18 protein-coding genes are annotated in these 23,609 nt (G+C 67.6%); 13 read left to right on the top strand and 5 right to left on the bottom strand.

Annotation, left to right across the window (positions count from 1 at the left end; translation table 11 throughout):
* The first annotated feature begins 119 nt into the window (after positions 1-119).
* From HLG70_RS19340 to HLG70_RS19305, 8 genes are all read left to right on the top strand, one after another.
* Entirely contained in the window at positions 120-968 is an 849-nt protein-coding gene (locus tag HLG70_RS19340; protein WP_171665788.1) for a prepilin peptidase, read from the top strand.
* A 23-nt stretch (positions 969-991) separates the two neighbouring features.
* On the top strand, positions 992-1,609 hold the full coding sequence (gene coaE, locus HLG70_RS19335) for a dephospho-CoA kinase (RefSeq protein WP_171665786.1): 618 nt from the start codon (positions 992-994) through the stop codon (positions 1,607-1,609).
* A 76-nt stretch (positions 1,610-1,685) separates the two neighbouring features.
* Positions 1,686-2,438: a cell division protein ZapD gene (zapD, locus tag HLG70_RS19330; RefSeq protein WP_171665784.1), complete on the top strand. Its 753-nt coding sequence runs from the start codon at positions 1,686-1,688 to the stop codon at positions 2,436-2,438.
* Between the two features lie 130 nt (positions 2,439-2,568).
* A complete protein-coding gene (locus HLG70_RS19325) occupies positions 2,569-3,846 on the top strand; it encodes an MdtA/MuxA family multidrug efflux RND transporter periplasmic adaptor subunit (protein WP_171665782.1) in 1,278 nt (425 codons plus the stop codon).
* 12 nt (positions 3,847-3,858) lie between these two features.
* Entirely contained in the window at positions 3,859-6,957 is a 3,099-nt protein-coding gene (locus tag HLG70_RS19320) for an MdtB/MuxB family multidrug efflux RND transporter permease subunit (protein ID WP_171665780.1), read from the top strand.
* Positions 6,954-10,067: a multidrug efflux RND transporter permease subunit gene (locus HLG70_RS19315; protein ID WP_171665778.1), complete on the top strand. Its 3,114-nt coding sequence runs from the start codon at positions 6,954-6,956 to the stop codon at positions 10,065-10,067. Before HLG70_RS19320 ends, HLG70_RS19315 begins: the two co-directional genes overlap by 4 nt.
* A complete protein-coding gene (locus HLG70_RS19310; RefSeq protein ID WP_171665776.1) occupies positions 10,064-11,542 on the top strand; it encodes an efflux transporter outer membrane subunit in 1,479 nt (492 codons plus the stop codon). Before HLG70_RS19315 ends, HLG70_RS19310 begins: the two co-directional genes overlap by 4 nt.
* Positions 11,543-11,705: 163 nt before the next feature.
* Entirely contained in the window at positions 11,706-12,713 is a 1,008-nt protein-coding gene (locus HLG70_RS19305; protein WP_171665774.1) for a Bug family tripartite tricarboxylate transporter substrate binding protein, read from the top strand.
* 20 nt (positions 12,714-12,733) lie between these two features.
* Here the strand turns inward: HLG70_RS19305 and HLG70_RS19300 are convergent, their stop codons facing one another.
* The 5 genes from HLG70_RS19300 to HLG70_RS19280 all read right to left on the bottom strand — a co-directional run bounded on the left by HLG70_RS19300 (position 12,734) and on the right by HLG70_RS19280 (position 19,098).
* Positions 12,734-14,068 (bottom strand): D-amino acid dehydrogenase, encoded by a 1,335-nt coding sequence (locus tag HLG70_RS19300; protein ID WP_326491149.1) that lies wholly within the window; start codon positions 14,066-14,068, stop codon positions 12,734-12,736.
* The gene (locus tag HLG70_RS19295) at positions 14,065-15,564 is read right to left on the bottom strand and encodes an N-acyl-D-amino-acid deacylase family protein (RefSeq protein WP_171665770.1); all 1,500 of its coding nucleotides are present in this window, start codon (positions 15,562-15,564) and stop codon (positions 14,065-14,067) included. The genes HLG70_RS19300 and HLG70_RS19295 overlap by 4 nt, the downstream gene beginning before the upstream one ends.
* 10 nt (positions 15,565-15,574) lie before the next feature.
* On the bottom strand, positions 15,575-16,237 hold the full coding sequence (locus HLG70_RS19290; RefSeq protein WP_171665768.1) for a TetR/AcrR family transcriptional regulator: 663 nt from the start codon (positions 16,235-16,237) through the stop codon (positions 15,575-15,577).
* A gap of 147 nt (positions 16,238-16,384) precedes the next feature.
* Complete coding sequence (locus tag HLG70_RS19285) at positions 16,385-17,803, bottom strand: amidase (RefSeq protein ID WP_171665766.1); 1,419 nt, start codon at positions 17,801-17,803, stop codon at positions 16,385-16,387.
* 62 nt (positions 17,804-17,865) lie between these two features.
* Entirely contained in the window at positions 17,866-19,098 is a 1,233-nt protein-coding gene (locus tag HLG70_RS19280; protein ID WP_171665764.1) for an amino acid ABC transporter substrate-binding protein, read from the bottom strand.
* A 160-nt stretch (positions 19,099-19,258) separates the two neighbouring features.
* Here HLG70_RS19280 and HLG70_RS19275 point away from each other — a divergent pair, with 160 nt between their 5' ends.
* From HLG70_RS19275 to HLG70_RS19255, 5 genes are all read left to right on the top strand, one after another.
* On the top strand, positions 19,259-20,143 hold the full coding sequence (locus HLG70_RS19275; protein WP_171665956.1) for a LysR family transcriptional regulator: 885 nt from the start codon (positions 19,259-19,261) through the stop codon (positions 20,141-20,143).
* Positions 20,144-20,232: 89 nt separating this feature from the next.
* Positions 20,233-21,225 (top strand): branched-chain amino acid ABC transporter permease, encoded by a 993-nt coding sequence (locus HLG70_RS19270; RefSeq protein ID WP_171665762.1) that lies wholly within the window; start codon positions 20,233-20,235, stop codon positions 21,223-21,225.
* 10 nt (positions 21,226-21,235) lie between these two features.
* Positions 21,236-22,117 (top strand): branched-chain amino acid ABC transporter permease, encoded by an 882-nt coding sequence (locus HLG70_RS19265; RefSeq protein WP_171665760.1) that lies wholly within the window; start codon positions 21,236-21,238, stop codon positions 22,115-22,117.
* Between the two features lie 18 nt (positions 22,118-22,135).
* Positions 22,136-22,843 (top strand): ABC transporter ATP-binding protein, encoded by a 708-nt coding sequence (locus HLG70_RS19260; protein ID WP_171665758.1) that lies wholly within the window; start codon positions 22,136-22,138, stop codon positions 22,841-22,843.
* Position 22,844: 1 nt separating this feature from the next.
* Entirely contained in the window at positions 22,845-23,585 is a 741-nt protein-coding gene (locus HLG70_RS19255; RefSeq protein WP_171665756.1) for a branched-chain amino acid ABC transporter ATP-binding protein, read from the top strand.
* Positions 23,586-23,609 lie beyond the last annotated feature (24 nt).

Below are 23,609 nucleotides of genomic sequence, written 5' to 3'. Positions count from 1 at the left end.
TATAGCCAGCACTTTATGCACAAATTACGACATGGCCGCGGGTGGCCCTTCATCCGTTGCGTCATCGCCCGCAGGGTGGATGCCGAAGCGCCAGCACGCAGCAAGGGCGGTTGACGGCGATGTGGCATGTCTTCGATCTACCCTTGGGCGCCTTCATCGGCATGGCGGCGCTGGCAGGCCTTTTCACCGGCAACTGGCTGACGGTGCTGACGCACCGCCTGCCGCGCATGATGGAACGCGAATGGCAGGCGCAGTGCCTGGATGCCGTCGGCCACGCGCGCCCCGCCAGCGGCTATGGCCTGCTGTCGCCGGCCTCGCATTGCCCCGCATGCAATACCCCCATCAGCCGGTGGGGCCGCTTTCCCGTGCTGGGCTGGATGGTGCTGCGGGGCCGCTGCGCTGCCTGCCAGGGCGCTATCGGCTGGCGCTACCCCGCCATTGAATTGCTGACCTGCGTGCTGTTCGCCGCCTGTGCCTGGCGCTTTGGCCCCACGCCGGTGGCCTTGGCGGCCATGGGCCTGTCGGCCACATTGGTGGCCTTGGCCTGGATCGACTTTGAATCGACGCTGCTGCCCGATGCCCTGACCCAGCCGCTGGTGTGGGCGGGGCTGCTGGTCAATCTGTTCGACGCATTTACGAGCGTGCAGATGGCGGTGACGGGCGCGGTGGCGGGCTACGTCTTCCTGTGGGTTATCTTTCATATGTTCCGTCTGCTGACCGGACGCGAAGGCATGGGCCATGGGGACTTCAAGCTGCTGGCCGCGCTGGGCGCGTGGTTTGGCGTCGAGGCCTTGCCCATGCTGCTGCTGGGCGCTTCGCTGGTGGGCGTGGCGATCGGCGGCGCGCTGACGCTGAGCGGACGCGCCAGCCGCGGGCAGCCTTTGCCGTTCGGGCCTTATCTGGCGCTGGCCGGCCTGGTCATGCTGCTGCTGGGCGGCGAGCAGGGCTTATTGCAGTTCATGCGCTAGGCAAGAAAGAAAGGATGGTCGGTATGTTCAAGATTGGTCTCACGGGCGGTATCGGTTCGGGCAAGTCCCGCGTGGCGGACATGCTGGCGGAATGGGGCGCGGCCCTGGTCGATACCGACGAGATCGCGCGCACGCTGACCGCCGCGCAGGGCGCGGCCATGCCGGCGATCGAGCGCGAATTCGGCCCGGGGGCGCTGACCTCCGAAGGCGCGCTGAACCGTGGATGGATGCGCGATCAGGCGTTCGCGGATCCGCGGGTCCGCTTGCGGCTGGAAGCCGTGCTGCATCCCATCATCGGCCGCGAAACCGAACGCCAGGCCGCCGCGGCAAGCGGATCGTATCTGGTCTTCGTGGTGCCCCTGCTGGTGGAGTCCCTGGCGCGCTGGCGTTCGCGCGTGGATCGCATCTGCGTGGTCGATTGCGACCCCGAAACTCAGGTGGCCCGCGTGCAGCAGCGCAGCGGGCTGACGGAGCCTGACATCCGGCGTATTATGGCGGCACAGGCTGCGCGGGCAAGCCGGTTGGAGGTTGCGGACGACGTCATCATCAACGACGGAACGACATCGCCGGAACAGTTGCGCGCGCAGGCGCTGACCCTGCATGACCGCTGGCTGGCGCTGGCGACCACAACGGGCCGGTAAGCCACGGTGGCGGGCCCGGCACCCCTGAATATCCTTGGCCCCGGCGGCCAATCACTGATAGGGCCTGTAAAAAAGCGTGATTGTTTACGAATATCCCTTCAACGAGCGCATCCGCGCTTATCTGCGGCTGGAATACCTGTTCGACAGGTTGTTCTTCTTTGCTCGCGAGGGTGACTCACGCCAGCATCAGGTTGCCGTCACTTCCTTGTTCGATCTGCTCGACGCGTGCGAACGCACCGACGTGAAAGGCGCGGTCCTGCAAGACCTGGAGCGCCAGCGCGTGGCGCTGGTCGGGCTGCGCGACCATCCCGGCGTGGCGCAGGATGCGCTGGAAGGGATGCTGCGCGAAATGGAAAAGGTGGCCAGCGCGCTGGCCGCGCCCGGCAAGACCGGGCAGTCCCTGCGCGAAAACGAATGGCTGACCAGCCTGCGCGGCCGTCTGTCGGTGCCGGGCAGCGCCACCCAGGTGGACATGCCGTCCTACTACGCCTGGCAGAACAAATCCGAGGCCGCCCGCTGCGCGGACCTGCAAGCCTGGGTTGCCCCCTTCATTCCCCTCTACGACGGCCTGACCCTGGCGCTGCGCCTGCTGCGCGAATCCGGCCGCAAGACCGATATCCTCGCGGAGCAGGGCGCCTACCAGCAGATGCTGGGCGGCAAGCAGTTCCAGCTGCTGCGCGTGTGGCTGGATCCGACCCAGGGCGCCTTTCCCGAGATCAGCGCCAATAAGTACATGATCTGGATACGTTTTTCCACCCAGGACGGCGAATTCAAGCCCCAGCAGGTGGCGCGCGACGTCCCTTTCCAGATGACACTCTGCAGCTCGTAGGCGCAAGTTACGCACGGTGTCACTACCCGGATTCCTGTTGCGGGTAGTTTCAGCTTGACGGCCCGCAGGCCGAAACCGGGACGGTCTAGTAGACAATACGGCTTTCTCCGTGTGTGCCGGAACCGTTTCCATGCCCGATAGCCGTCCTGTTTCCCCGTCCTCCCGTTGGAGTCGCCGCCGCGTCGTCGGACTGGCGCTGCTGGTGCTAGTCGTGGCCGGCATCGCCTGGGTGGTGCTGCGGCCCTCGGCCAAGCCGGGCGGAGCGGGCGGGCCTGGCGGTCGGCCCGGCGGCCGGCCTTCCATGGCGGCCGCCATGGCGAACGCGGCGGTTCCGGTGCGGATCGCCACCGCCTCGCAGCAGGACATCGACATCTATCTCAGGTCGCTCGGCACGGTCACCGCCTACAACACGGTCACGGTGAGAAGCCGCGTCAGCGGAGAACTCGTCGAAGTGGCCTTCCAGGAAGGCCAGCAGGTCAAGGCGGGCGATCTGCTGGCGCAGGTGGATCCGCGCGCGTACCAGGTGGCCCTGGACCAGGCGCGCGGCACGCAGATGCAGAATCTGGCGCAGCTGGAAAATGCCCGGCGCGACCTGCAACGCTACCAGGCCCTGTTCAAGCAGGATTCCATCGCCAAGCAGCAGGTCGATACGCAAGCCGCGCTGGTGCGCCAGTACGAAGGCGCGGTCAAGAGCGACCAGGCGAATGTGGACAACGCCAAGCTTCAACTGGACTACGCGCGCATCACGGCGCCGATCAGCGGCCGCCTGGGCCTGCGCCAGGTCGACCGCGGCAACCTGGTGTCCAGCGCGGACACCAACGGCCTGGTGGTGATCACCCAGACCCAGCCGATCTCCGTGGTGTTCACCCTGCCCGAAACGCAGTTGCCCGAAGTGCGCGCCGAGCTCGCGGCCGGCAAGACGCTGACCGTCGATGCCTATGACCGGGCCGATACGCGCCGGATCGCCACGGGCACGCTGGAGACGCTGGACAACCAGATCGACGTCACGACCGGCACGCTGAAGCTGAAGGCCAGGTTCGACAACGCGGACGATGCGCTCTTCCCGAACCAGTTCGTCAACGTGCGGTTGCACGTGCTGACGCGCAAGGACGTCACCGCCATCCCGACGGCGGCGATCCAGCAGGGCTCCGCCGGCGCGTTCGTGTTCCTGGTGCAGCCCGACAACACGATCGCCGTGCGCCAGGTGAAGCTGGGCGCCATCAATAGCGGCATGGTCGCCGTCAACGAAGGCCTGCAACCTGGCGACCGCGTCGTCACCGAAGGCACCGACCGCCTGCGCGCCGGCGCCAAGGTGGAAGTGGTGGGCGGCGCGGAAGTGATCCCCGCCACCCGCGACAAGACGCTGGGCGCGGGCGCGCCGGCCGGCACCACGCCGCCGTCGAAGTAAGCCGAGAACGCCGTGAGCCCGTCGCGTCTATTCATCCTGCGCCCTGTAGCCACCACCTTGTCGATGGTGGCCATCCTGATCGCCGGCTTGATCGCCTACCGGTTCCTGCCCGTTTCGGCCCTGCCGGAAGTGGACTATCCGACGATCCAGGTCGTGACGCTGTACCCCGGCGCCAGTCCCGACGTGATGACCTCCCTGGTCACGTCGCCGCTGGAACGGCAGTTCGGGCAGATGCCGGGCTTGAACCAGATGTCGTCCACCAGTTCGGGCGGCGCGTCGGTCATCACCCTGCAATTCAACCTGACCTTGCCGCTGGACGTGGCCGAGCAGCAGGTGCAGGCGGCGATCAACGCGGCGTCGAATCTGCTGCCCTCCGACCTGCCGGTGCCGCCCACCTACAACAAGGTGAATCCGGCCGATGCGGCCGTCCTGACCCTGGCGATCACCTCGCCCACCATGCCCTTGCCGCAGGTGCGCGACCTGGTGGATACGCGGGTGGCGCAGAAGCTGTCGCAGATTCCCGGGGTGGGCCTGGTCAGCGTGGCGGGCGGACAGCGGCCGGCGGTGCGCATCCAGGTGAATCCGCAGGCGCTGGCGGCCAACGGCCTGTCGATGTCGGACCTGCGCACCGCCATCGTCGGCGCCAACGTGAACCAGCCCAAAGGCAATCTGGACGGGCCCCAGCGGTCCACCACGATCAACGCCAATGACCAGCTCAAGACGCCCACCGCCTACAACGACCTGATCATCGCGTACAAGAACAACGCGCCGCTGCGGCTGGCCGATGTGGCGCGCGCGGTGGAAGGTGCGGAAGACACCCGGCAGGCGGCCTGGGCCGGCGACAAACCCGCCATCCTGCTCAACATCCAGCGCCAGCCTGGCGCCAACGTGATCGACGTGGTCAACCGGATCCAGGCGCTGCTGCCGCAATTGCGCGCCGCGCTGCCCGCCACGCTGGACGTGAGCGTGGTGTCGGACCGCACCCAGACCATCCGCGACTCGGTCGCCGACGTGCAATTCGAAATGCTGCTGGCGGTGGGGCTGGTGGTCATGGTCACCTTCGTGTTCCTGCGCAGCGTGACGGCCACGCTGATTCCCAGCGTCGTGGTGCCGCTGTCGCTGGTGGGCACGTTCGGCATCATGTATCTGGCCGGCTTCTCCATCAACAACCTGACGCTGATGGCGCTGACCATCGCCACGGGCTTCGTGGTGGACGACGCCATCGTCATGATCGAGAACATCGCCCGCCACATCGAGGACGGAGAAAGACCCCTGCAGGCGGCATTGAAGGGCGCTTCGCAGATCGGCTTCACGCTGATCTCGCTGACCTTCTCCCTGATCGCGGTGCTGATCCCGCTGCTCTTCATGACGGAAGTGGTGGGCCGCCTGTTCCGTGAATTCGCGATCACGCTGGCGGTGTCCATCCTGATCTCGCTGGTGGTGTCGCTGACCCTGACGCCCATGATGTGCGCGCGTCTGCTGCGCGCCGAATCCGAGCAGAAGCACGGCCGCTTCCACCAGGCCACGGGCGCCTTCATCGACCGCGTCATCGCCGCGTACGACCGCATGCTGCAGGTGGTGCTGCGCCATCAACCGCTCACCCTGGTGGTGGCGCTGGCCACTTTCGCGCTGACCGTGCTGCTGTACATGGTGGTGCCCAAGGGCTTCTTCCCGCAGCAGGACACCGGCCTGATCCAGGCCATCACCCAGGCGCCGCAGTCCATTTCCTTCCCTGCCATGGCCGAGCGCCAGCAGGCCGCCGCGCGTCTCGTGCTGGAGGACCCGGACGTGCAGGCCGTGTCCTCGTTCATCGGGGTGGACGGCAGCAACGCCACGCTCAGCGCCGGCCGCATGCAGATCGCACTGAAGCCCCAGGCCGAACGCAACGGCGACCTGCGCACCGTCATGGCGCGCCTGCAGGAGGCCTTGGGCAAGCAGGACGGCCTGACGGTCTACATGCAGCCCGTGCAGGACCTGACCATCGAAGACCGCGTGAGCCGCACGCAGTATCAGATGACCCTGTCCAATCCGGACCTGAAGGTGCTGAGCGAGTGGACGCCCAAGCTGGTGGACCGCCTGCGCCAGGTGCCGGGCCTGAAGGACGTGACCGACGACCTGCAGGACGACGGCCTGCAGACCTGGGTCGAGATCGACCGCGACGCGGCCTCGCGCCTGGGCATCACCGCCGCCGTGATCGACGAGGCGCTGTACAACGCCTTCGGCCAGCGGCTGATCTCCACGATCTTCACGCAGTCCAACCAGTACCGCGTGGTGCTGGAGGTGCAGCCGCAGTTCCAGATGTCGCCCAGCGCGCTGGGCCAGATCCACGTGCCGACCTCCACGGGCGCGCAGGTGCCGCTGTCGTCCGTGGCGCACATCACCGAAGGCAGGACCGTGCTGGCCGTGAACCGGCTGGACCAGTTCCCCATGGTGACGGTGTCGTTCAACCTGGCGCCGGGCGCATCGCTGTCCGACGCGGTGCAGAACATCACGGCGGCGGAGGCCGAGATCGGCATGCCGGCCGCCGTGGAGACGCGCTTCCAGGGCGCGGCCCTGGCGTTCCAGAATTCGCTGTCCAGCACCTTGTGGCTGATTCTTGCCGCCGTGGTCACGATGTACATCGTGCTGGGCGTGCTGTACGAAAGCTACATCCACCCCATCACGATCCTGTCCACGCTGCCGTCCGCGGGCGTGGGGGCCCTGCTGGCGCTTCTGATCAGCGGCACCGAACTGGACATGATCGGCATCATCGGGATCATTCTCCTGATCGGCATCGTGAAGAAGAACGCCATCATGATGATCGACTTCGCGCTGGACGCCGAGCGCAAGCGCGGATTGAGTCCGCGCGCGGCCATCCACGAGGCGGCGCTGCTGCGGTTTCGCCCCATCCTGATGACCACGCTTGCCGCCCTGTTCGGCGCTTTGCCCCTGATGCTGTCGACCGGCACCGGCGCTGAACTGCGCCAGCCGCTGGGCCTGGTCATGGTGGGCGGCCTGCTGCTGTCGCAGGTCCTGACCCTGTTCACCACGCCGGTCATCTACCTGATGTTCGACCGCATGTCGCGCCGCTGGCGCGGGGCGGGCGAGCCCTCGGCCGGAGACGCGCGATGATCCTGTCGGCGCCCTTCATCGTCCGGCCGGTGGCGACCACGCTGCTGAGCCTGGCGGTCGTGCTGGCCGGCATGCTCGCGTTCTTCCTCTTGCCCGTGGCGCCGCTGCCGCAGGTGGACATCCCGACCATCTCCGTGTCGGCCAGCCTGCCCGGCGCCAGCCCTGAAACCATGGCGTCCAGCGTGGCCACGCCGCTGGAGCGCTCGCTGGGCAGCATCGCGGGCGTGACCGAGATGACGTCCAGCAGTTCGCAGGGCAGCACCCGCATCACGCTGCAGTTCGACCTGTCGCGCGACATCAACGGCGCCGCGCGCGACGTGCAGGCCGCCATCAACGCGGCCCGCTCGCTGCTGCCCACTGGCTTGCGCAGCAATCCCACGTACCACAAGTCCAATCCGTCGGACGCGCCCATCATGACGCTGGCGCTGACGTCCGACACGCTCAGCCAGGGCCAGCTCTACGATCTGGCCTCGACCATCGTGGCGCAGAAGCTGTCGCAGGTGGACGGAGTGGGTGAGGTCACGGTGGGCGGCAGTTCGCTGCCGGCGGTGCGCGTCACCGTGCTGCCCGGAGCGCTGGCCAACCAGGGCGTGTCGCTGGACGAACTGCGCGCCGCGCTGTCCAACGCCAACGCCAACCGCCCGAAGGGAGTGCTGGAAAGCGACCGCTATCACTGGCAGATCATGGTCAGCGACCAGCTCAGCCGCGCCGAACAGTACCGGCCGCTGATCGTCGCCTGGCGCGACGGCGCGCCGGTGCGCGTATCCGACGTGGCCAAGGTCGAGGACTCGGTCGAGGACCTGTACCAGACCGGCTTCTACAACGACCGCAAGGCCATCCTGATGATCGTGCGGCGCCAGGCCGACGCCAACATCATCGAGGCCGTGGACGCCGTGCGCGCACAGTTGCCGGTCCTGCAGGCGCTGATGCCGGCCGATGTGAACATGACGGTCGCGCAGGACCGCACGCCCAGCATCCGGGCGTCGCTGCACGAGGCGGAGCTGACGCTGGTCATCGCCGTGGGGCTGGTGGTGCTGGTGGTGCTGCTGTTCCTCAGGCGCTGGCGGGCCGCCATCATTCCCAGCGTGGCGGTGCCGGTGTCGCTGATCGGCACGTTCTGCATCATGTACTTGTGCGGGTACACGCTGAACACCATTTCCCTCATGGCCCTGATCGTCGCGACCGGCTTCGTGGTGGACGACGCCATCGTGGTGCTCGAGAACATCATGCGCCATGTGGAAAACGGCATGTCGCCGATGCGCGCCGCGCTGCGTGGCTCGCGCGAGGTGGGTTTCACGGTGCTTTCGATGAGCCTGTCGCTGGTGGCGGTGTTCATCCCCATCCTGCTGATGGGCGGCGTGGTCGGGCGTCTGTTCCGCGAGTTTGCCGTGACCCTGTCGGCCGCCATCCTGGTTTCGCTGGTGGTGTCGCTGACCCTGACGCCGATGATGTGCGCGCGCCTGCTGCGCAACGAGCCCAAGGAAGAGAAGCCGGCCGGACGCCTGGCGCGCTGGTCCGAGCGCGCCTTCGAAGCCATGCTGGACGGCTACCGCCGTTCGCTGCGCTGGGCGCTCGCGCATGGCCGGCTGATGATGCTGACCCTGGCGATCGCCGTGGGCCTGAACATCTACCTGTACACGGTGGTGCCCAAGGGCTTCTTTCCGCAGCAGGACACGGGCCAGCTGCTGGGATTCTTCCGCGTGGATCAGGGCACTTCGTTCCAGGCGACCATTCCCAAGCTGGAAGCGCTGCGCAAGGTGGTGTTGGCCGATCCGGCCGTGCAGAGCATGACGGGCTACGCCGGCGGGCGCGGCGGCAGCAACAGCAGCTTCATGCAGATCCAGTTGAAACCCCTCGAAGAGCGCAAGGTCTCGGCCGACGTGGTCATCAACCGCCTGCGCGCCAAGCTGCAGAACATGCCGGGCGCGCGCATGTTCCTGGTGTCGCAGCAGGACATCCGGATCGGCGGGCGCCAGAGCCAGGGGTCGTACGACTACACGCTGATGTCGGGCGACCTGCAATTGCTGCGGACCTGGATGCCCAAGGTGCAGCAGGCCATGGCCAAGATTCCCGAGATCACCGACGTCGACACCGACGTCGAGGACAAGGGGCGCCAGATCAACCTGGTGATCGACCGCGAGGCGGCGACCCGGCTGGGCATCAGCATGTCCACGATCTCGACGGTGCTGAACAACTCATTCAGCCAGCGCCAGGTGTCGGTGATGTATGGGCCGCTGAATCAATATCACGTGGTGCTGGGGGTGGATCCCAGATTCGCGCAGGACATCGAATCGCTCAGGCAGGTCGAGGTGATCACGGCGGACGGCGCGCGCGTGCCGTTGTCGGCATTCACCAAGCTGGAGAACGCCAACGCGCCGCTCAGCGTGCAGCACCAGGGACTGTTCGTGGCCGATACCGTGTCGTTCAGCCTGGCGCCCGGCGTATCGCTGGGGCAGGCCACCGCCGCGATCGACGACGCCGTGGCGCGCATCGGCCTGCCGTCGGACCAGATCCAGGCGGGCTTCCAGGGCACCGCCGCGGCCTTGCAGCAGACGCTGGCGCAGCAGCCCTGGCTGATCCTGGCGGCGCTGGTCACCATGTATATCGTGCTGGGCATCCTCTACGAGAGCTTCGTCCATCCCCTGACCATCCTGTCCACCCTGCCGTCCGCGGGCCTGGGCGCGCTGCTGGCCTTGCTGCTGGTGCGATACGACTTCACGCTGATTGCGCTGATCGGGGTGTTCCTGCTGATCGGCATCGTCAAGAAGAACGCCATCATGATGGTGGACTTTGCGCTGGACGCCGAGCGCAACCACGGCATGGAGCCGCGCGAAGCCATCTTCCAGGCCTGCCTGACGCGTTTCCGCCCCATCATGATGACGACGATGGCGGCCATCTTCGGCGCGCTGCCGCTGGTGCTTGCCACCGGCGCGGGCGTCGAGATGCGCCAGCCGCTGGGTATTACCATCGTGGGCGGCCTGGTGCTGAGCCAGATCCTTACGCTGTACACCACGCCCGTGGTCTATCTTTATCTGGACCGTTTCCGCCTGTGGGCCGCTCGCCGGCGCGCCCCGCGGAACGCTGCCCCTGCTTCCATAGAACCCACATGATCCGTACCAAGCCGTTCTCGAATGTCTTCCTTCCCCGCGCCGCCGCCACCCTTGCGCTGTGCGCGCTGCTGGGCGCGTGCGCGGTCGGCCCCGACTACCAGCGCCCGGCGCTGGACGTGGGCGTCGCCTACAAGGAAGGGCAGGACGAAGTGCCCGGCTGGAAGCCGGCCCAGCCGCGCGACGACGCCGATCGCGGCGCATGGTGGAAGGTCTACGACGACCCCGTCCTGGATGGCCTGCTGGATCGCCTGAATGCGTCCAACCAGACCATTGCGCAGGCCGAGGCCAACTACCGGCAGGCGCTGGGGCTGGTGCGCGGCGCGCGCTCCGGCTTCTATCCGACCGTGGGCGCGGGCGCCGGCATGACGCGCGCGGGCAGCGGCAATGGCCAGAGCGGCTCGTCGTCTTCGTCGGGCAGCAACGTGTCCAACCAGTATTCGCTGACGGGCAGCGTCAGCTGGGAGGCGGACGTGTGGGGCAGGGTGCGCCGCAGCGTCGAATCCTCGGAAGCCAGCGCGGCGGCCAGCCTTGCCGACCTGGGCGCGACCCGGCTGAGCGCGCAGGCGACGCTGGCGCAGACCTATCTGCAGCTGCGCGTGCTGGACGAGCAGAAGCGCTTGCTGGACGCGACCGTGGCGGCGTATGAGAAGTCGCTGCAGCTGACGCAGAACCGCTATGCGGTGGGCGTTGCGGGCCAGGCCGACGTGGCCGTGGCGCGCACGCAGGTGGAAAGCACGCGCGCGCAGTCCATCGACCTGGACTGGCAGCGCGGGCAGTATGAGCATGCGATCGCGGTGCTGATGGGCCAGGCCCCTTCGCAGTTCAGCCTGCCGCCCACGGTGTTCGCGCTGCGGTTGCCGCAGATCCCGGTGGGCTTGCCGTCCGAGCTGCTGGAGCGCCGTCCCGACGTGGCCGCGGCCGAGCGTCGCGCGGCGGCCGCCAACGCGCAGATCGGCGTGGCGCAAGCCGCGTGGTTCCCCAGCCTGATCCTGTCCGCCGACGGCGGGTTCCGCAGCGGCGAGTTCGCCGAGCTGCTGACGGCGCCCGCGCGCTTCTGGTCGCTGGGGCCGGCGCTGGCGCTGACGATATTCGACGGCGGCGCGCGCGAGGCCCAGGTGGAACAGGCCCGCGCGTCCTACGACTCGCAGGCGGCGGCTTACCGCCAGGCTGCGCTGACGGGCCTGCGCGAAGTCGAGGACTACCTGATCCAGCTGCGCGTCATGGAGCAGGAGCAGATCGTACAGCGCCGCGCGCTGGAATCGGCGCGCGAATCGTTGCGCCTGATCCAGAACCAGTACAAGGCGGGGCTGGTCGACTACCTGAGCGTGGCGGTGGTGGACGCCACGGCGCTCAACAGCGAGCGCAATGCCTTGAGCCTGCTGGGCAGCCGCCTGGCGGCCAGCGTCAACCTGATCGTGGCCCTGGGCGGCGGCTGGGACGGCTTGCCGCCGACCGAGACCGCGCGCGCGGACTGACTTCCTAGGGATTACGCCTAAACCCCCTTTCCTTTGATTGACAAGCTTTCGGCCCAGGTTCTTAATGCCGGAAAAGTGACCGCATGGTCACTTTTATCGCGCAGTAACGATGCACCGAATTCCGTTTGATCAATCGAACACGCTCAATGCGAAGGGGAAGAGGATGGGCTGGTTATCTCGTGGGCGGACCGCCGCCAGGGCAGGTCGCTGGACAGGCGTGGCGGTAGCCGCCACGCTGGCATTGGGCGCCGCGGCGGCGTCCGCGCAGGAATGGCCCGCGCGGCCAATTACCCTCATCGTTCCATTTCCGCCCGGCGGCACCACCGATATCTTCGCGCGCACCATCGCCGAACACATGCGCCCCGCGCTGGGCCAATCCATCGTGGTCGAGAACAAGCCGGGCGCGGCGGGCAACCTGGGCGTCGCCGCCGCCACGCGCGCCCAGCCCGACGGCTACACCATCGTGCTGGGCTCGGTCGGAACGCAAAGCGTCAACCAGTTCCTCTACGGCAACATCGGTTTCAACCCCGCCACCGACCTGGTGCCGCTGGGCATGATCGCGTCCACGCCCAATGTCATCGCGGTGGCCGCGGGCTCGCCGTGGCGCAACCTGGAAGACCTGATGAAGGCGGTGAAGAAGGACCCGGGCAAGTATTCCTATGCCTCGCCCGGCATCGGCTCGTCGGTGCACCTGACGGGCGCGTACTTCGAATCCATGGCCAGCCTGCAGATGCTGCACGTGCCTTTCAAGGGATCGTCGGCCGCCATTCCCGCCGTGATCGGCGGCCAGGTCGACATCCTGATGGACAACCTGCCCAGCTCGATGGGCGCGCTGAAGGCGGGCGGCCGGCTGCACGGCATCGCGGTCACCTCGGCCGAGCGCAGCCCCGCCGCGCCCGACCTGCCGACGATGGCCGAGGCTGGCCTGCCCGGCTTCGAGGTCACCGCATGGTCGGGCCTGTATGCGCCGCGCGGCACGCCCGCGCCGGTCGTCGACAAGCTGATCGCGGCCATGAAGCAGGCGCTGAAATCCCCCGAACTGCAGCAGTCGCTGGCGCAGGGCGGAGCCACGGCCGGCAACGTGTTCGGCGCCGACCTGGCCGCGTTTGAAGTGAAGGAACGCGACAAGTGGGGCAAGCTGATCCAGAGCCGCGGCATCAAGGCGGACTGAACGCCGCGGCCAGGCGCCCGCTATCGCAGGGCGAAGGCCGCTGCTTCCACCGCGGGGCTGCGGCCTCGCATCAGGTCCGCCAGCATGCGCGCGCTGCCGGCGGCCAGCGTGAAACCCAGGCCGCCATGGCCCGTGTTCAGCCACAGGTTGCGGTAGGGCGTGGCGCCGATCAGCGGCTTGCCGTCGGGGCGCGCGGGCCGCAGGCCTGCCCAGGCTTGCGGGGCGCCCGCCGGGTTCAGGCGTGGAAAGAACTTCGCCACATCGCGTTCAAGACTGCGGATCCGGACCGGGTCCACGGCGTCGCCGCCGGTCCCGATATCGACCATGCCGGCGACTCGCAGCCGCTGGCCCAGCCGCGCGTAGACCACCTTGCGCCGGATGTCGCTGATGCTGGCGCTGGGCGCGATGCTCTCCGGCGTCAGATCGTACGTCAGGCTGTACCCCTTTAGCGGATGGATCTGCAGGTTCATGCCCAGCCGCCGCGCCAGGGATTGCGCGCCCATGCCGCTGGCCAGCACATAGTGGTCGGCATCGAAGCTGCCCGCGGCGGTTGTCGCGCCCACCACGCGTCCGCGTTCCGACCGCAGGGCCTGCACCGGGGTGTTGAAATGGAAGCGCACCGGATCCGGCGCGGCGCGCAGGATGCGTTCCAGCTCGGCGCACAGGCGCTGGCAATCGCCCGCATCCTCGGTGGGCGTGTAGATCGCGCCCGCGATGCTGGCGCCGATGTCGGCCAGCGCCGGCTCCATCTCCAGGCAGGCCTGGCGGTCCATCACGCGTTGCTCGCAGCCCAGGGTGGCCTGGTAGTCGCGTTGCGACAGCGCGTGTTCATAGGCCGCGGCGTCCTGGTAGACGAGCAGCTTGCCGGACGAGGAGAAATCGAAATCCGGGTTCTCCTGCCGGATCAGGTCGTGCACGCACAGGCGGCTGTACAGGCCCAGCGCCAGGAGTTCCCGCGTGGTGGAGCGGCTGCGCGAGCGCGTGCAGGCGCGCAGGAAGGCCAGGCTCCAGCGCCACTGGTCGGGATCCAGGCGCGGGCGGAAGCGCAATGGCGTGTCCTGTCGCAGCAGCCACGAGGGCAGCTTGGGCAGCACCGAGGGATCGGCCAGCGGCGCGACGAAGCTGTAGCTCAGCTGCGCGCCGTTGGCCATGCTGGTGGCCTGCCCGGGGCCGGAGCCCGCGTCGAGCACGGTGACCCGATGACCCTCGCGGTGCAGGAAGTAGGCGGTGGTCATGCCGACCACCCCAGCGCCGATGACGACTATGTGCATGTTGTTCCAAGGGGACGCCGCGCTCGGGGCCGGCGCAAAGGGTTCGCAATCCTGGGAGCTTCGGCCGCGGGAGCGCCGCTTCAGGCCGCCCAGGCGGGGGTTTCGAAGCCGGGCGCGGCGCGATCCTCGCCACGCAGCAGGCGGCCGGGCCGCGCGCCGGTGGCGGCGCCGTTCTCCTCGACCAGCAGGCCGTTGACCAGCACGGCCTGGATGCCGGTGGACGGCAGCGTGGGTTCGGCGAAGCTGGCCAGGTCGGCCACGCTGCGCGGATCAAACACCACCACGTCGGCGTAGCAGCCCGGGCGCAGCACGCCGCGGTCCTTCAGGCCGAACTGCGCGGCGGTCAGGCTGGTCATGCGGCGGATCGCCTCTTCCATGCCCAGCACGCGCATTTCGCGCACATAGCGGGCCAGCACGCGCGAGAACGCGCCCCACAGGCGAGGGTGGGGACGCTGGTCATGGGGCAGGCCGTCGGAGCCGATCATGACGCTGCCATGGCCGATGACGCGCTTCACGTCCTCTTCGTCCATCGAGAAATAGATGGCGCCTCCCGGCGACAGTTCCTCGGCCAGCCGGGTGGGGTCCTTGCCCTCGCGCTCGGCCAGTTCGCGCAGGTCCACGCCCTGGATTTCCGGACGGGTCTGCGACCAGGTGACGATGATCTTCTCGCCGGCCGAGACGCGGCGCGGCTCCAGGATGGTGGACGATGCCGCGTAGGGATACACGTCCATGCCCAGCGGCTGGTTGGCGCGAGCGCGGTCATACAGCGCCAGCGTCTCGACGGTGCGGCCGTGGTTGTGCTTGCCGGTGACCTTGTGGTGCGACAGGATGGCCGGCACGTCGGCGGCGCGGCCGATCAGGAAGGCTTCTTCCATGGAATCGCAGACGTGGTCGGCCTCGTCGCGCAGGTGGGTGGTGTACAGGCCGCGCCACGCGGACAGGGGCTCGGCCACGCCGATCACCTCGTCGGTGCTGGCATGCATGGCGGTGGGGTAGTAAAGGCCGGTGGACAGGCCGGCCGCGCCGGCCGCCATGGCCTGGTCCAGCGCGCGGCGCATGGCGGCGATCTCGTTCTTGTCGGCCGGGCGGTCCAGCCGGTCCATGGCGGATACGCGCAGGCTGGAGTGGCCCACCAGCGCCAGGCTGTTGACGGCCGCGGGGGCCGCGTCCAGCGCATCCGCGTAGTCCTGCATGCGGGCATAGAGCTCGCCGGTGTGTTTGGCCAGCAGGTTGAGCGGTGGCGGCACGACGTCGCCGGGCGCGCGGACCGGCGCCAGGCTGATGCCGCAGTTGCCCGTGACGACGGTGGTGATGCCCTGGCTGACCTTGGGGCGCATCAGCGGCGTGCCCAGCAACGCGCGGTCGTCATGGGTATGGCAGTCGATGAAGCCCGGCGACACCACCTTGTCGGTGGCGTCGATGCGGCGTCGCGCGCGCCAGGCCGAGCCGTCGCCGATGGCGGCGATGCGCTCGCCCTGGATGGCGAGGTCGGCGCGGCGGGCGGGGCCGCCCAGCCCGTCGGCCACCAGGCCGCCGGTGATGATGATGTCGTAGTCGTGCTGGTCGGGATGCGCGGGCATGAGAGGGGGCTCAGGTTTCAGGGGCGGCGGCCGGCCGCTGCGGGCGGCGGGCTTCCAGGTTGGCGAGGGATTCGGTGTTCAGGGCTTCGGGGAATCCGTGGGTCACCAGGTGCTCCAGCGCGCCGTTGATCCGGTCCCAGCCTTCCGGCGTGCGCAGGGGCACGCCCAGGAAATGGGATTCGGTCTTTGCGCGCAGCATCAGGTACAGCACGCCCGCCAGCATCACGCTGACGACGGCGGGCATGTCCACATCGGGGGCCAGGCCGTCGACGCGGTCGATGAAGCCGCGCGCGGCGCGTTCGCGGCGTTCGGCCAGCGGCGCCGATACCTCGTTGCGTTCGATCAGTTCCCAGCGGCGCACTTCGCGCAGCGTCTCGTTGCCGGCCAGCGCGTCGATCTGGGCGCGCAGCATGGACAGTACCAGTTCACCCGGGGTGCGCTGGCTGGATTCGCCGGCGGCCAGCAGGTCTGGATTGCGCGTCCAGAAGTCCTGTTCCTGCATCCAGGCCAGCATCAGTCCGGGCATGCCGTCGAAGTACCGGTAGATCAGCTCTTTGCTGACGCCGGCGCGTTTGGCGATGGCGTTGATGCCGACGCCACCCATGCCCGTTTCCAGGATCTGGGCCTCCAGGGCTTGCAGGATCTGTCGCTCGGTATTTTCACGGCGGGACATAGGCCTACTCCTTCATGAAGCAAAGCGATGTGACTGCATGGTCACATTCGGCATCCAAGATATTGCTTCGGGCCAATCGGCAGCAAGGGGGGAGTTTCCCTAGGAGGGGGCGCCCTGCGGCGCATGCCGCGGGCGCCCCGCAGGCGCTTACAGCCCGACCGCCTTCAGATCGGGATGCCGGCGATGCCAGTCGGTCACGCCCTGGAAGGCCATGCCGATCCGGCCCAGGACGCCTTCGGCATTGGGCTTGCCCAGCAATTGGACGCCCAGGGGCAGGCCATTGGCCGTGAAGCCCGCGGGCAGGGCCAGTCCCGACGCGTTGACATAGTTGCCGGCACGGGTGAAGGCGGCCAGGGGCGTGGCCGCCTCGTCCACGTCGTCCAGCAGCCGCGCGCCGAAGGGCGCGCAAGGCGTCAGCACGGCGTCGATGTCGCGCATCCAGTCCAGCCACGCCAGCCGGGCCTGCGCGTGCGCCTGCAGCGCGGCGATATAGTCGGCGGCGGACACGCCCTTGCCCGACAGCACGCGGGCGCGCACATATTGGCCGATGGGCAACGCCGGGTCTTCGATGTATTCGCGATGCATGGCGTAGGCTTCGGCCGCGATGATCTGGCCGTTGCGCCGCATCATCTCGCGGAAGTCGAAGGGGAAGGGTGTCTCGGCCACTTCCGCGCCCAGGTCGGTCAGCACGCGGCGCGCATCGGCCAGCGCCGACAGCGCGTCGTCATCCACGGCGATGGGGTGCTGCGACGGCGGCATCAGCGCGATGCGCACGCCGCGCAGGGGCTGCGCGCCGGCGGCGGGTTCGCGATACTGGAAGGCAGGCAGGCCTTGCGTGAGCGGGTCGTGCGCGTCCGGGCCCGCCATGAGGGCGGTCAGCAGCATCGCGTCGCGGGTGTCGCGCGTGAGCGGGCCGATGGAATCCAGCGTGGTCGACAGCGCCACCGCGCCATGCAGGCTGATCAGTCCGCGCGTGGTCTTCAGTCCCGTCACACCGTTCAGGGCTGCGGGAATCCGCACCGAACCGCCCGTGTCCGAACCCAGCGCGGCGGGCGCCAGGCCGGCCGCGACGGCCACGCCGGACCCGCTGGACGAGCCGCCGGGAATGCGCGCCTGCCGCAGGTCCCAGGGATTGCGCGGCGTGCCCATGACGGGGTTGGTGCCCCAGCCGCCAAATGCGAATTCGACCATGTGGGTCTTGCCCAGCATCACCATGCCCGCATCCAGCAGGCGCGTGGCGGCGGTGGCCGTCACGGTGCTGCGGCGATCACGCCAGGCCTCGGAGCCCGCGGTGGTGACCTGGCCCTGGATGTCGCACAGGTCCTTGACCGCGACCGGCACGCCGTCCAGCGGGCTGAGCAGGCCATAGCCGGCGCGGCGGCGGGCGTCGGCGGCTTCGGCCAGGCGCAGGGCCCCGGCGTTGTCCACGCTGACAAAGGCGCCCAGCGCCGGATTGGCCAAGGCGATGCGGTCCAGGAAGTGCTGCGTCAGTTCCACCGAGCTGTAGCGGCCCTGGGCCAGGCCGTCCGCCAGCTCGCCGAGCGTGGCAAATGCGATTTCAGACATGTTTTCCTCAGGTTGGTATGCCGGCCGCGCGACGCGCGCGCGGCCGGCTGCTCTACGCGCGACTAGCGTTTGTTCCAGTCAGGCGTCGGGTAAACGGGCTTTGCCGCGGCCACGTCCGCGGGCCATACGGGCACCATGCCCTTGCCCGGCAGCAGCTGCACCACCGGGAACGGCATGAGCAGTTGCTTGCCCGTGTCGTCGATGGCGTAGGGGCCGGCCATCACCGTAAGCTTGCCCGACAGGTCCATCGACGCCTGCTTGAGCGCCGCGGCATCCGTGGTGGCGGCCTTCTTCACGACTTCTTCCGTGATCGCGCCCGCGCCGTAGGCCAGCGCCGTCTGGAAATCTGGCGGGAACTCGGCCTTGGGAAAGCGCTGGTCGTAGGCCGCCGCGAACTGTTCGCGGCTCAGGCCCGCATTGACGTTCCAGTTGATCGCGGGGTGGTAGTTGGTGTGGCTGTAGATGTAGTTGGCGTCCGCGCCGATGGCCTGGAACTGCGGTGTCGACGCGTAGACCATGAAGACGTACGGGAAGTTGATGTCCAGCTGCTTCATCTGGCGCGTCATGCTGATCAGGTCGCCCTCGTAGGAGGTCGGCACCAGCGCTTCGGCTCCCGCCGCGCGCGCCTTCTGCAGGATGGTGCTGAAGTCCTTCTGGCCCTTCGGGTATTTCTCGAACAGCACCACCTGCATGCCGTTCTTGGTGGCCTGTTCGCGGCCGCCTTCGGCCAGCCCCGCCGGGAACGGTTCGTCGGAGTACAGCAGCGCCACCTTCTTCACGCCCTGGTTGGCGGCCAGCTCCATATTGGCGCGCAGCATGGCGGACACGGGCATCTGGGTGCCGGACACCATGTTCTTGAAGCCCTGCTTGTACAGGTCGTCGCTGGCGGCGGACCAGACCATCATGTACTTGCCCAGCCGCTCCGTGACGGTGGCGGCCGCGGCCGTCAGCGTGGAGCCGAAGGGCGCAAACACCAGATCCACTTTTTCATCGACAATCAGGCGTTCGTAGACACGCGTGACCATCTGCTTGTCGCTGCGGTCGTCCAGCTTGACCAGTTCGACGGGGTACTTCTTGCCCTTGATGTCGATGCCGCCGCGGCGATTGACGTCGTCCACCCACAGCTCCACGCCCCGCACGCCGGATTGCGATGCGAGGGCGAAGCTGCCGGTGGACGAAACCGTCATGCCCACGCGGATCTTGTCCGAGTTTTGGGCGGCGCCTGTGGCGGGAGTCAAGGCGGCGATGGCCATGGCCAACGCCGGTAAGCGGAACAACCAGGATTTAGCGAACATGGGATGTCTCCAATCGTTATAGATTTGGGGTCCTCTTCCCGCCGCGAAGCATGGCTCGAGAACCCGGTATTGGGCAATAATTGCCCAATACGCGACAAAGCGTATAACAAATAGGCATGGAGCGCACGCCTTGAATAAATTGAATTATCGACAGACCGAAATGCTCTGGGCCATTGTCATGGCCGGATCGATCAGCGGCGCGGCGCGGCTGCTGAATATTTCGCAGCCGGCGGTCAGCCGGATGCTGGCCCAGACCGAGAAGAGCATGGCCGTGACGCTCTTCGAGCGGGTCCGCGGGCGGCTGCGGCCGACCTCGCAAGTTCAGAGCCTGTTTGAGGAAATCGAGAAGACCCAGCGCATGATGCAGCGCGTCAACGATCTGGCCGACGCGCTGTCCGAGCATGGCACGGGCGTGCTGCGCCTGGCCTCCATTCCCAGTCTGGCCCAGTTCCTGGTGCCGCGTGCGGTGGCCCGCTTCCAGGCGCGGCATCCTGAGCTGCTGCTGCGGCTGAATACCTCGGTCTTGCCCAGCCTGATCACCGACGTGCTGCAGGGCGAGGCCGAGCTGGGGCTGGTGGTGATGCAGGCGGATCATCCCTTCCTGACCTCCCAGCTCCTGCATGTGGGCCGCATGGTGGCGGCCATCCCCAAGAGCCATGCGCTGGCGGGGCGGGAGTCCGTCAGCTTGGCCGATCTTTCCCCGCATCCCCATATCGTGGTGGGCACCCGCATGCCTTTCGGCATGCTGGTGCTGGGCGCGTTCGAGCAGGCCGGCCTGCCGTGCCGCATGTGCGCCGATGTGCCCTGGAGTCAGCTGGCGTGCGCGCTGGTCAACGCGGGGGTGGGGATCGCCATCGTGGATGAGTTCACGGTCATGCAGAACACCATGCCGGACGTCGTGATCGTGCCGCTGCAAGAGCGCATTCCCCTGAATATCTCGGCCGTCTATGCCAGCAACCGGGAGCCTTCGCAGATCGCCATGCAGTTCATCAAGGAGCTGCGCGAGGTGCTGGCGGAGGCGTTTCCTGGGGTTGATAAGGGTTAATCCTTAACTTGCAGTTATAGTTTGAACTGTTCATAATCGCCTCCAAACAGAGCGGCCATCCAACCCGAGACGGCCCGGAGGAAGACATCATGAGCAGCAGTCCCGCCCTGGCGGCGGGCGCGGCTTCGCATCGCGCGCAGGATCTGCGCGCCGTGCGGTTGCGCACCCGCATCGCAGTGACCCTCTTTGCCGCGCTGGCGGCCGGCCTCGCCGTGATTCCCATGGCGACCTCGAACATCTCCTTCGCGTTCTACCTGATGCTGTGGATCACCATGGCCAGCGCCATGAACATCTGCGTCGGGTTCACGGGCTATCTGCCGTTCGGCTATGTGGTGTTCTACGGCGTGGGCTCCTACGCCACCGGCATCTGCTACAAGATCCTGGGCTGGCCCATCCTGCCGTCGCTGCTGGCCGCGGGGGGAGTGGGCGTGGCGATTGCGCTGCTCCTGGCGCCCACCCTGCGCCTGCGCGGCGTGTACTTCGGCATCGTCAGCCTGGCGCTGGCCACCATCGTCAAGCTGATCATTTCCAACCTGCCCCAGTCGTTCACCGGCGGCAGCATGGGAATCATCCTGTCGTCCGCCAACAATCCCACGCACAGCTACTACGCCATGCTGATCGTCATGGGCGCCACGCTCGCCACCGTCACCTGGCTGTCGGTGTCGCGGCTGGGCCGCGCGCTCAAGGCCATACGCGACGACGACGGCGCGGCGGCCTGCGTCGGCATCCACGTGCCCAACACGCGCCTGAAGGCCTGGCTGCTGGCCGCCCTGTTTCCGGCGCTGGCTGGCGGGATCGAGGCCTGGTACACGAACGTGGTCGATCCGGAATACGCCTTCCATGTGCTGATCACGGCCAAGAGCATCATCTATGCGATGGCGGGCGGCTTTGGCACCATCCTCGGACCCGTGGTCGGGACGCTGGCGCTGCTGGGCATCGACCACATGATCTGGCAGAAATTCCCGGTGGTGAACCTGTTGCTGCTGGGCCTCATCATCGTCCTGCTGATGCTGTTCCTGCCGCGGGGCATCGTCGGCAGCCTGATCAAACGCAAGCCGCAACTGCGCCGCTACATCGCCTGAGGATCCCGCCATGACCGGACTGCTTATCCAAGGCCTGATCAACGGCCTGATCCTGGGGGCCATCTATGGCCTGATCGGAGTGGGGCTCAACGTCGTCTTCGGCGTGCTGCGCGTGGTGAACTTCGCGCACGGCGAATTCCTGGTGCTGGGCGCGTACTTCGCGTTCTATCTGCTGGAGTACGCGGGGATCAACCCGCTGGTGGCGCTGCCGCTGGCGTTCGTGGCGTTCTTCCTGGCCGGCTACCTGCTGTACTTCGTGCTGATCCCGCGGCTGTCCAAGGCCGACGATCCGGAGATCAGTTCGCTGCTGCTGATGTTCGGCGTGTCCATCATGCTGGGCGCGCTCATGCTGCTGGCGTTCGACGCCGACGCCCGCTCCCTGCCTTACGAGATCGAACCTGTCTTCCTGAAGTTCGGCCCCGTCCTGATTCCCACGGTGCGCCTGCTGGCGCTGGTCATCGCGCTGGCCATCATCGCCGCTCTGACGGTGTTCCTGTACCGCACGCAGCTGGGCCGAGCGCTGCGCGCCATCATCATGAACCGCGACGCGGTCCGCATCGTGGGCATCAATGCGGAGCGGCTGTCCGCCGTGGCCTTCGGCCTGGGCGTGGGCCTGGCCGCCGCCAGCGGCGTGCTGGTCGCCATGGTGTTTCCGGCGTTTTCGCCATTCATGGGCAACGACTACACGCTGATCGGCTTCATCGTCATTGTCCTGGGCGGCCTGGGCCATCCGGTGGGAGCCCTGGTCGGGGCGCTGCTGTTCGGCGTCACGGAGCAGGTGTCGGTGGTGTTCTTCAACCCGTCCATCGCGACCATCTGTGGTTTCGCGCTGATGGTCGCCATGATCTTCATCCGGCCCAGCGGCTTGTTCGGCCGCCAGGCGCTGCGCTAACCGGGAGCCGGACGCACCATGTTGAAAGTCACGAATCTCAAGAAGCGCTTTGGCGGCCTGGTGGCGCTGCAGGGCGTGGACCTGGAGGTGCCCAGGGGCTCCATCCTGGGCATCATCGGCATGAACGGGTCGGGCAAGACCACGATGCTCAATTGCATCAACGGCATCTATACCCCGGACGAGGGCCGCATCGAGCTGGACGGCCGCGAGATCGGCGGGCGCCAGGTCCACGAGGTGGCGCGGCTGGGAGTCGGACGCACGTTTCAGGTGCCGCGCATATTCCGCCAGTTGACGCTGCTGGACAACCTGGACGTGGCGCAGCAGCAGTCAGGCCGCAGCGCCGACGAACGTTACGCGCAGTCCGAGTACTGGCTGCACAAGGTGGAGCTGCACCGCCTGCGGCACAACTACGCCGAAGAACTGTCGGGCGGCCAGCAGAAGCTGGTGGAACTGGCGCGCATCATGGTCGCGCGGCCCAAGGTCGTGCTGCTGGACGAACCGTTCGCGGGGGTCAATCCCGCGCTCGCGCAGCTGCTGATCTCGGTGATCCGCGAACTGCCCACCGAACACGACTGCTCGGTGGTGCTGGTGTCGCACGACCTGACCTCCATCTATCAGCTGTCCCATCACATCATCGTCATGAACGAAGGCGCCATCCTGAGTCAGGGCAACGCCGATCAAGTGCGCGCCGACCCGCGGGTGGTCGAAGCCTATCTGGGAGCCTGACATGAGCACCGCGATACTCGCACTGGAAGACGTGACCGTGGCCTATCACGGCGACATCACGATCCTGAACCGCATCAACGTCCAGGCGCGCGCAGGCAAGGTCACCGGCGTGATCGGCCCCAACGGCGCCGGAAAGTCCACGGTGCTCAAGACCCTGTTCGGCTTCCTGCCGCCGCGCACCGGGCGCATCACGCTGCGGGGCAAGGACATCAGCTCGCAGCCCTCGCATGAGCGCGCCAATCACGGCGTGGCGTTCGTGCCGCAGCATCGCAGCCTGTTCGGCGAGCTGTCCGTGCACGACAACCTGCTGCTGGGCTGCTGGCCGTTCCGGCGCGACAAGACGCGCGTGCGCCAGCGCATCGATTCGGTCTATGACCGCTTTCCCATCCTGGCGCAGAAGCGCAACGACCCCGTGTCCAGCATGAGCGGCGGGCAGCAGCGCTTCGTGGAATTCGGCCGCGCCCTGCTTATCGAGCCTTCGGTGATCCTGCTGGACGAGCCCACGGCGATGCTGGCGCCCAAGATCTCCAAGGAGATCTATGCGCTGATCCGCGGCTTTGCCGACGAGGGCATGACGGTGGTGCTGGTGGACCAGAACGTGCGGCGCTGCGCCGAGGTGTCCGACTACATGTACATCCTGGAGCTCGGGCGCAACAAGGCGGAGGGTTCGCGCGAGGCGTTCGAGGAAGAAGGCGGCCTGCGCGAGATGGTTGCCTCGTGGATGGACTACAAGATCGACTGAGGGCCGCCGGGGCGCGCCCCGGCG

The organism is Achromobacter deleyi, assembly GCF_013116765.2.
GTDB classification, from domain to species: Bacteria; Pseudomonadota; Gammaproteobacteria; order Burkholderiales; family Burkholderiaceae_B; genus Achromobacter; species Achromobacter deleyi_A.
Note: the sequence above shows the minus strand (reverse complement) of the source record. Positions and strands in the feature narration are given on the sequence as shown.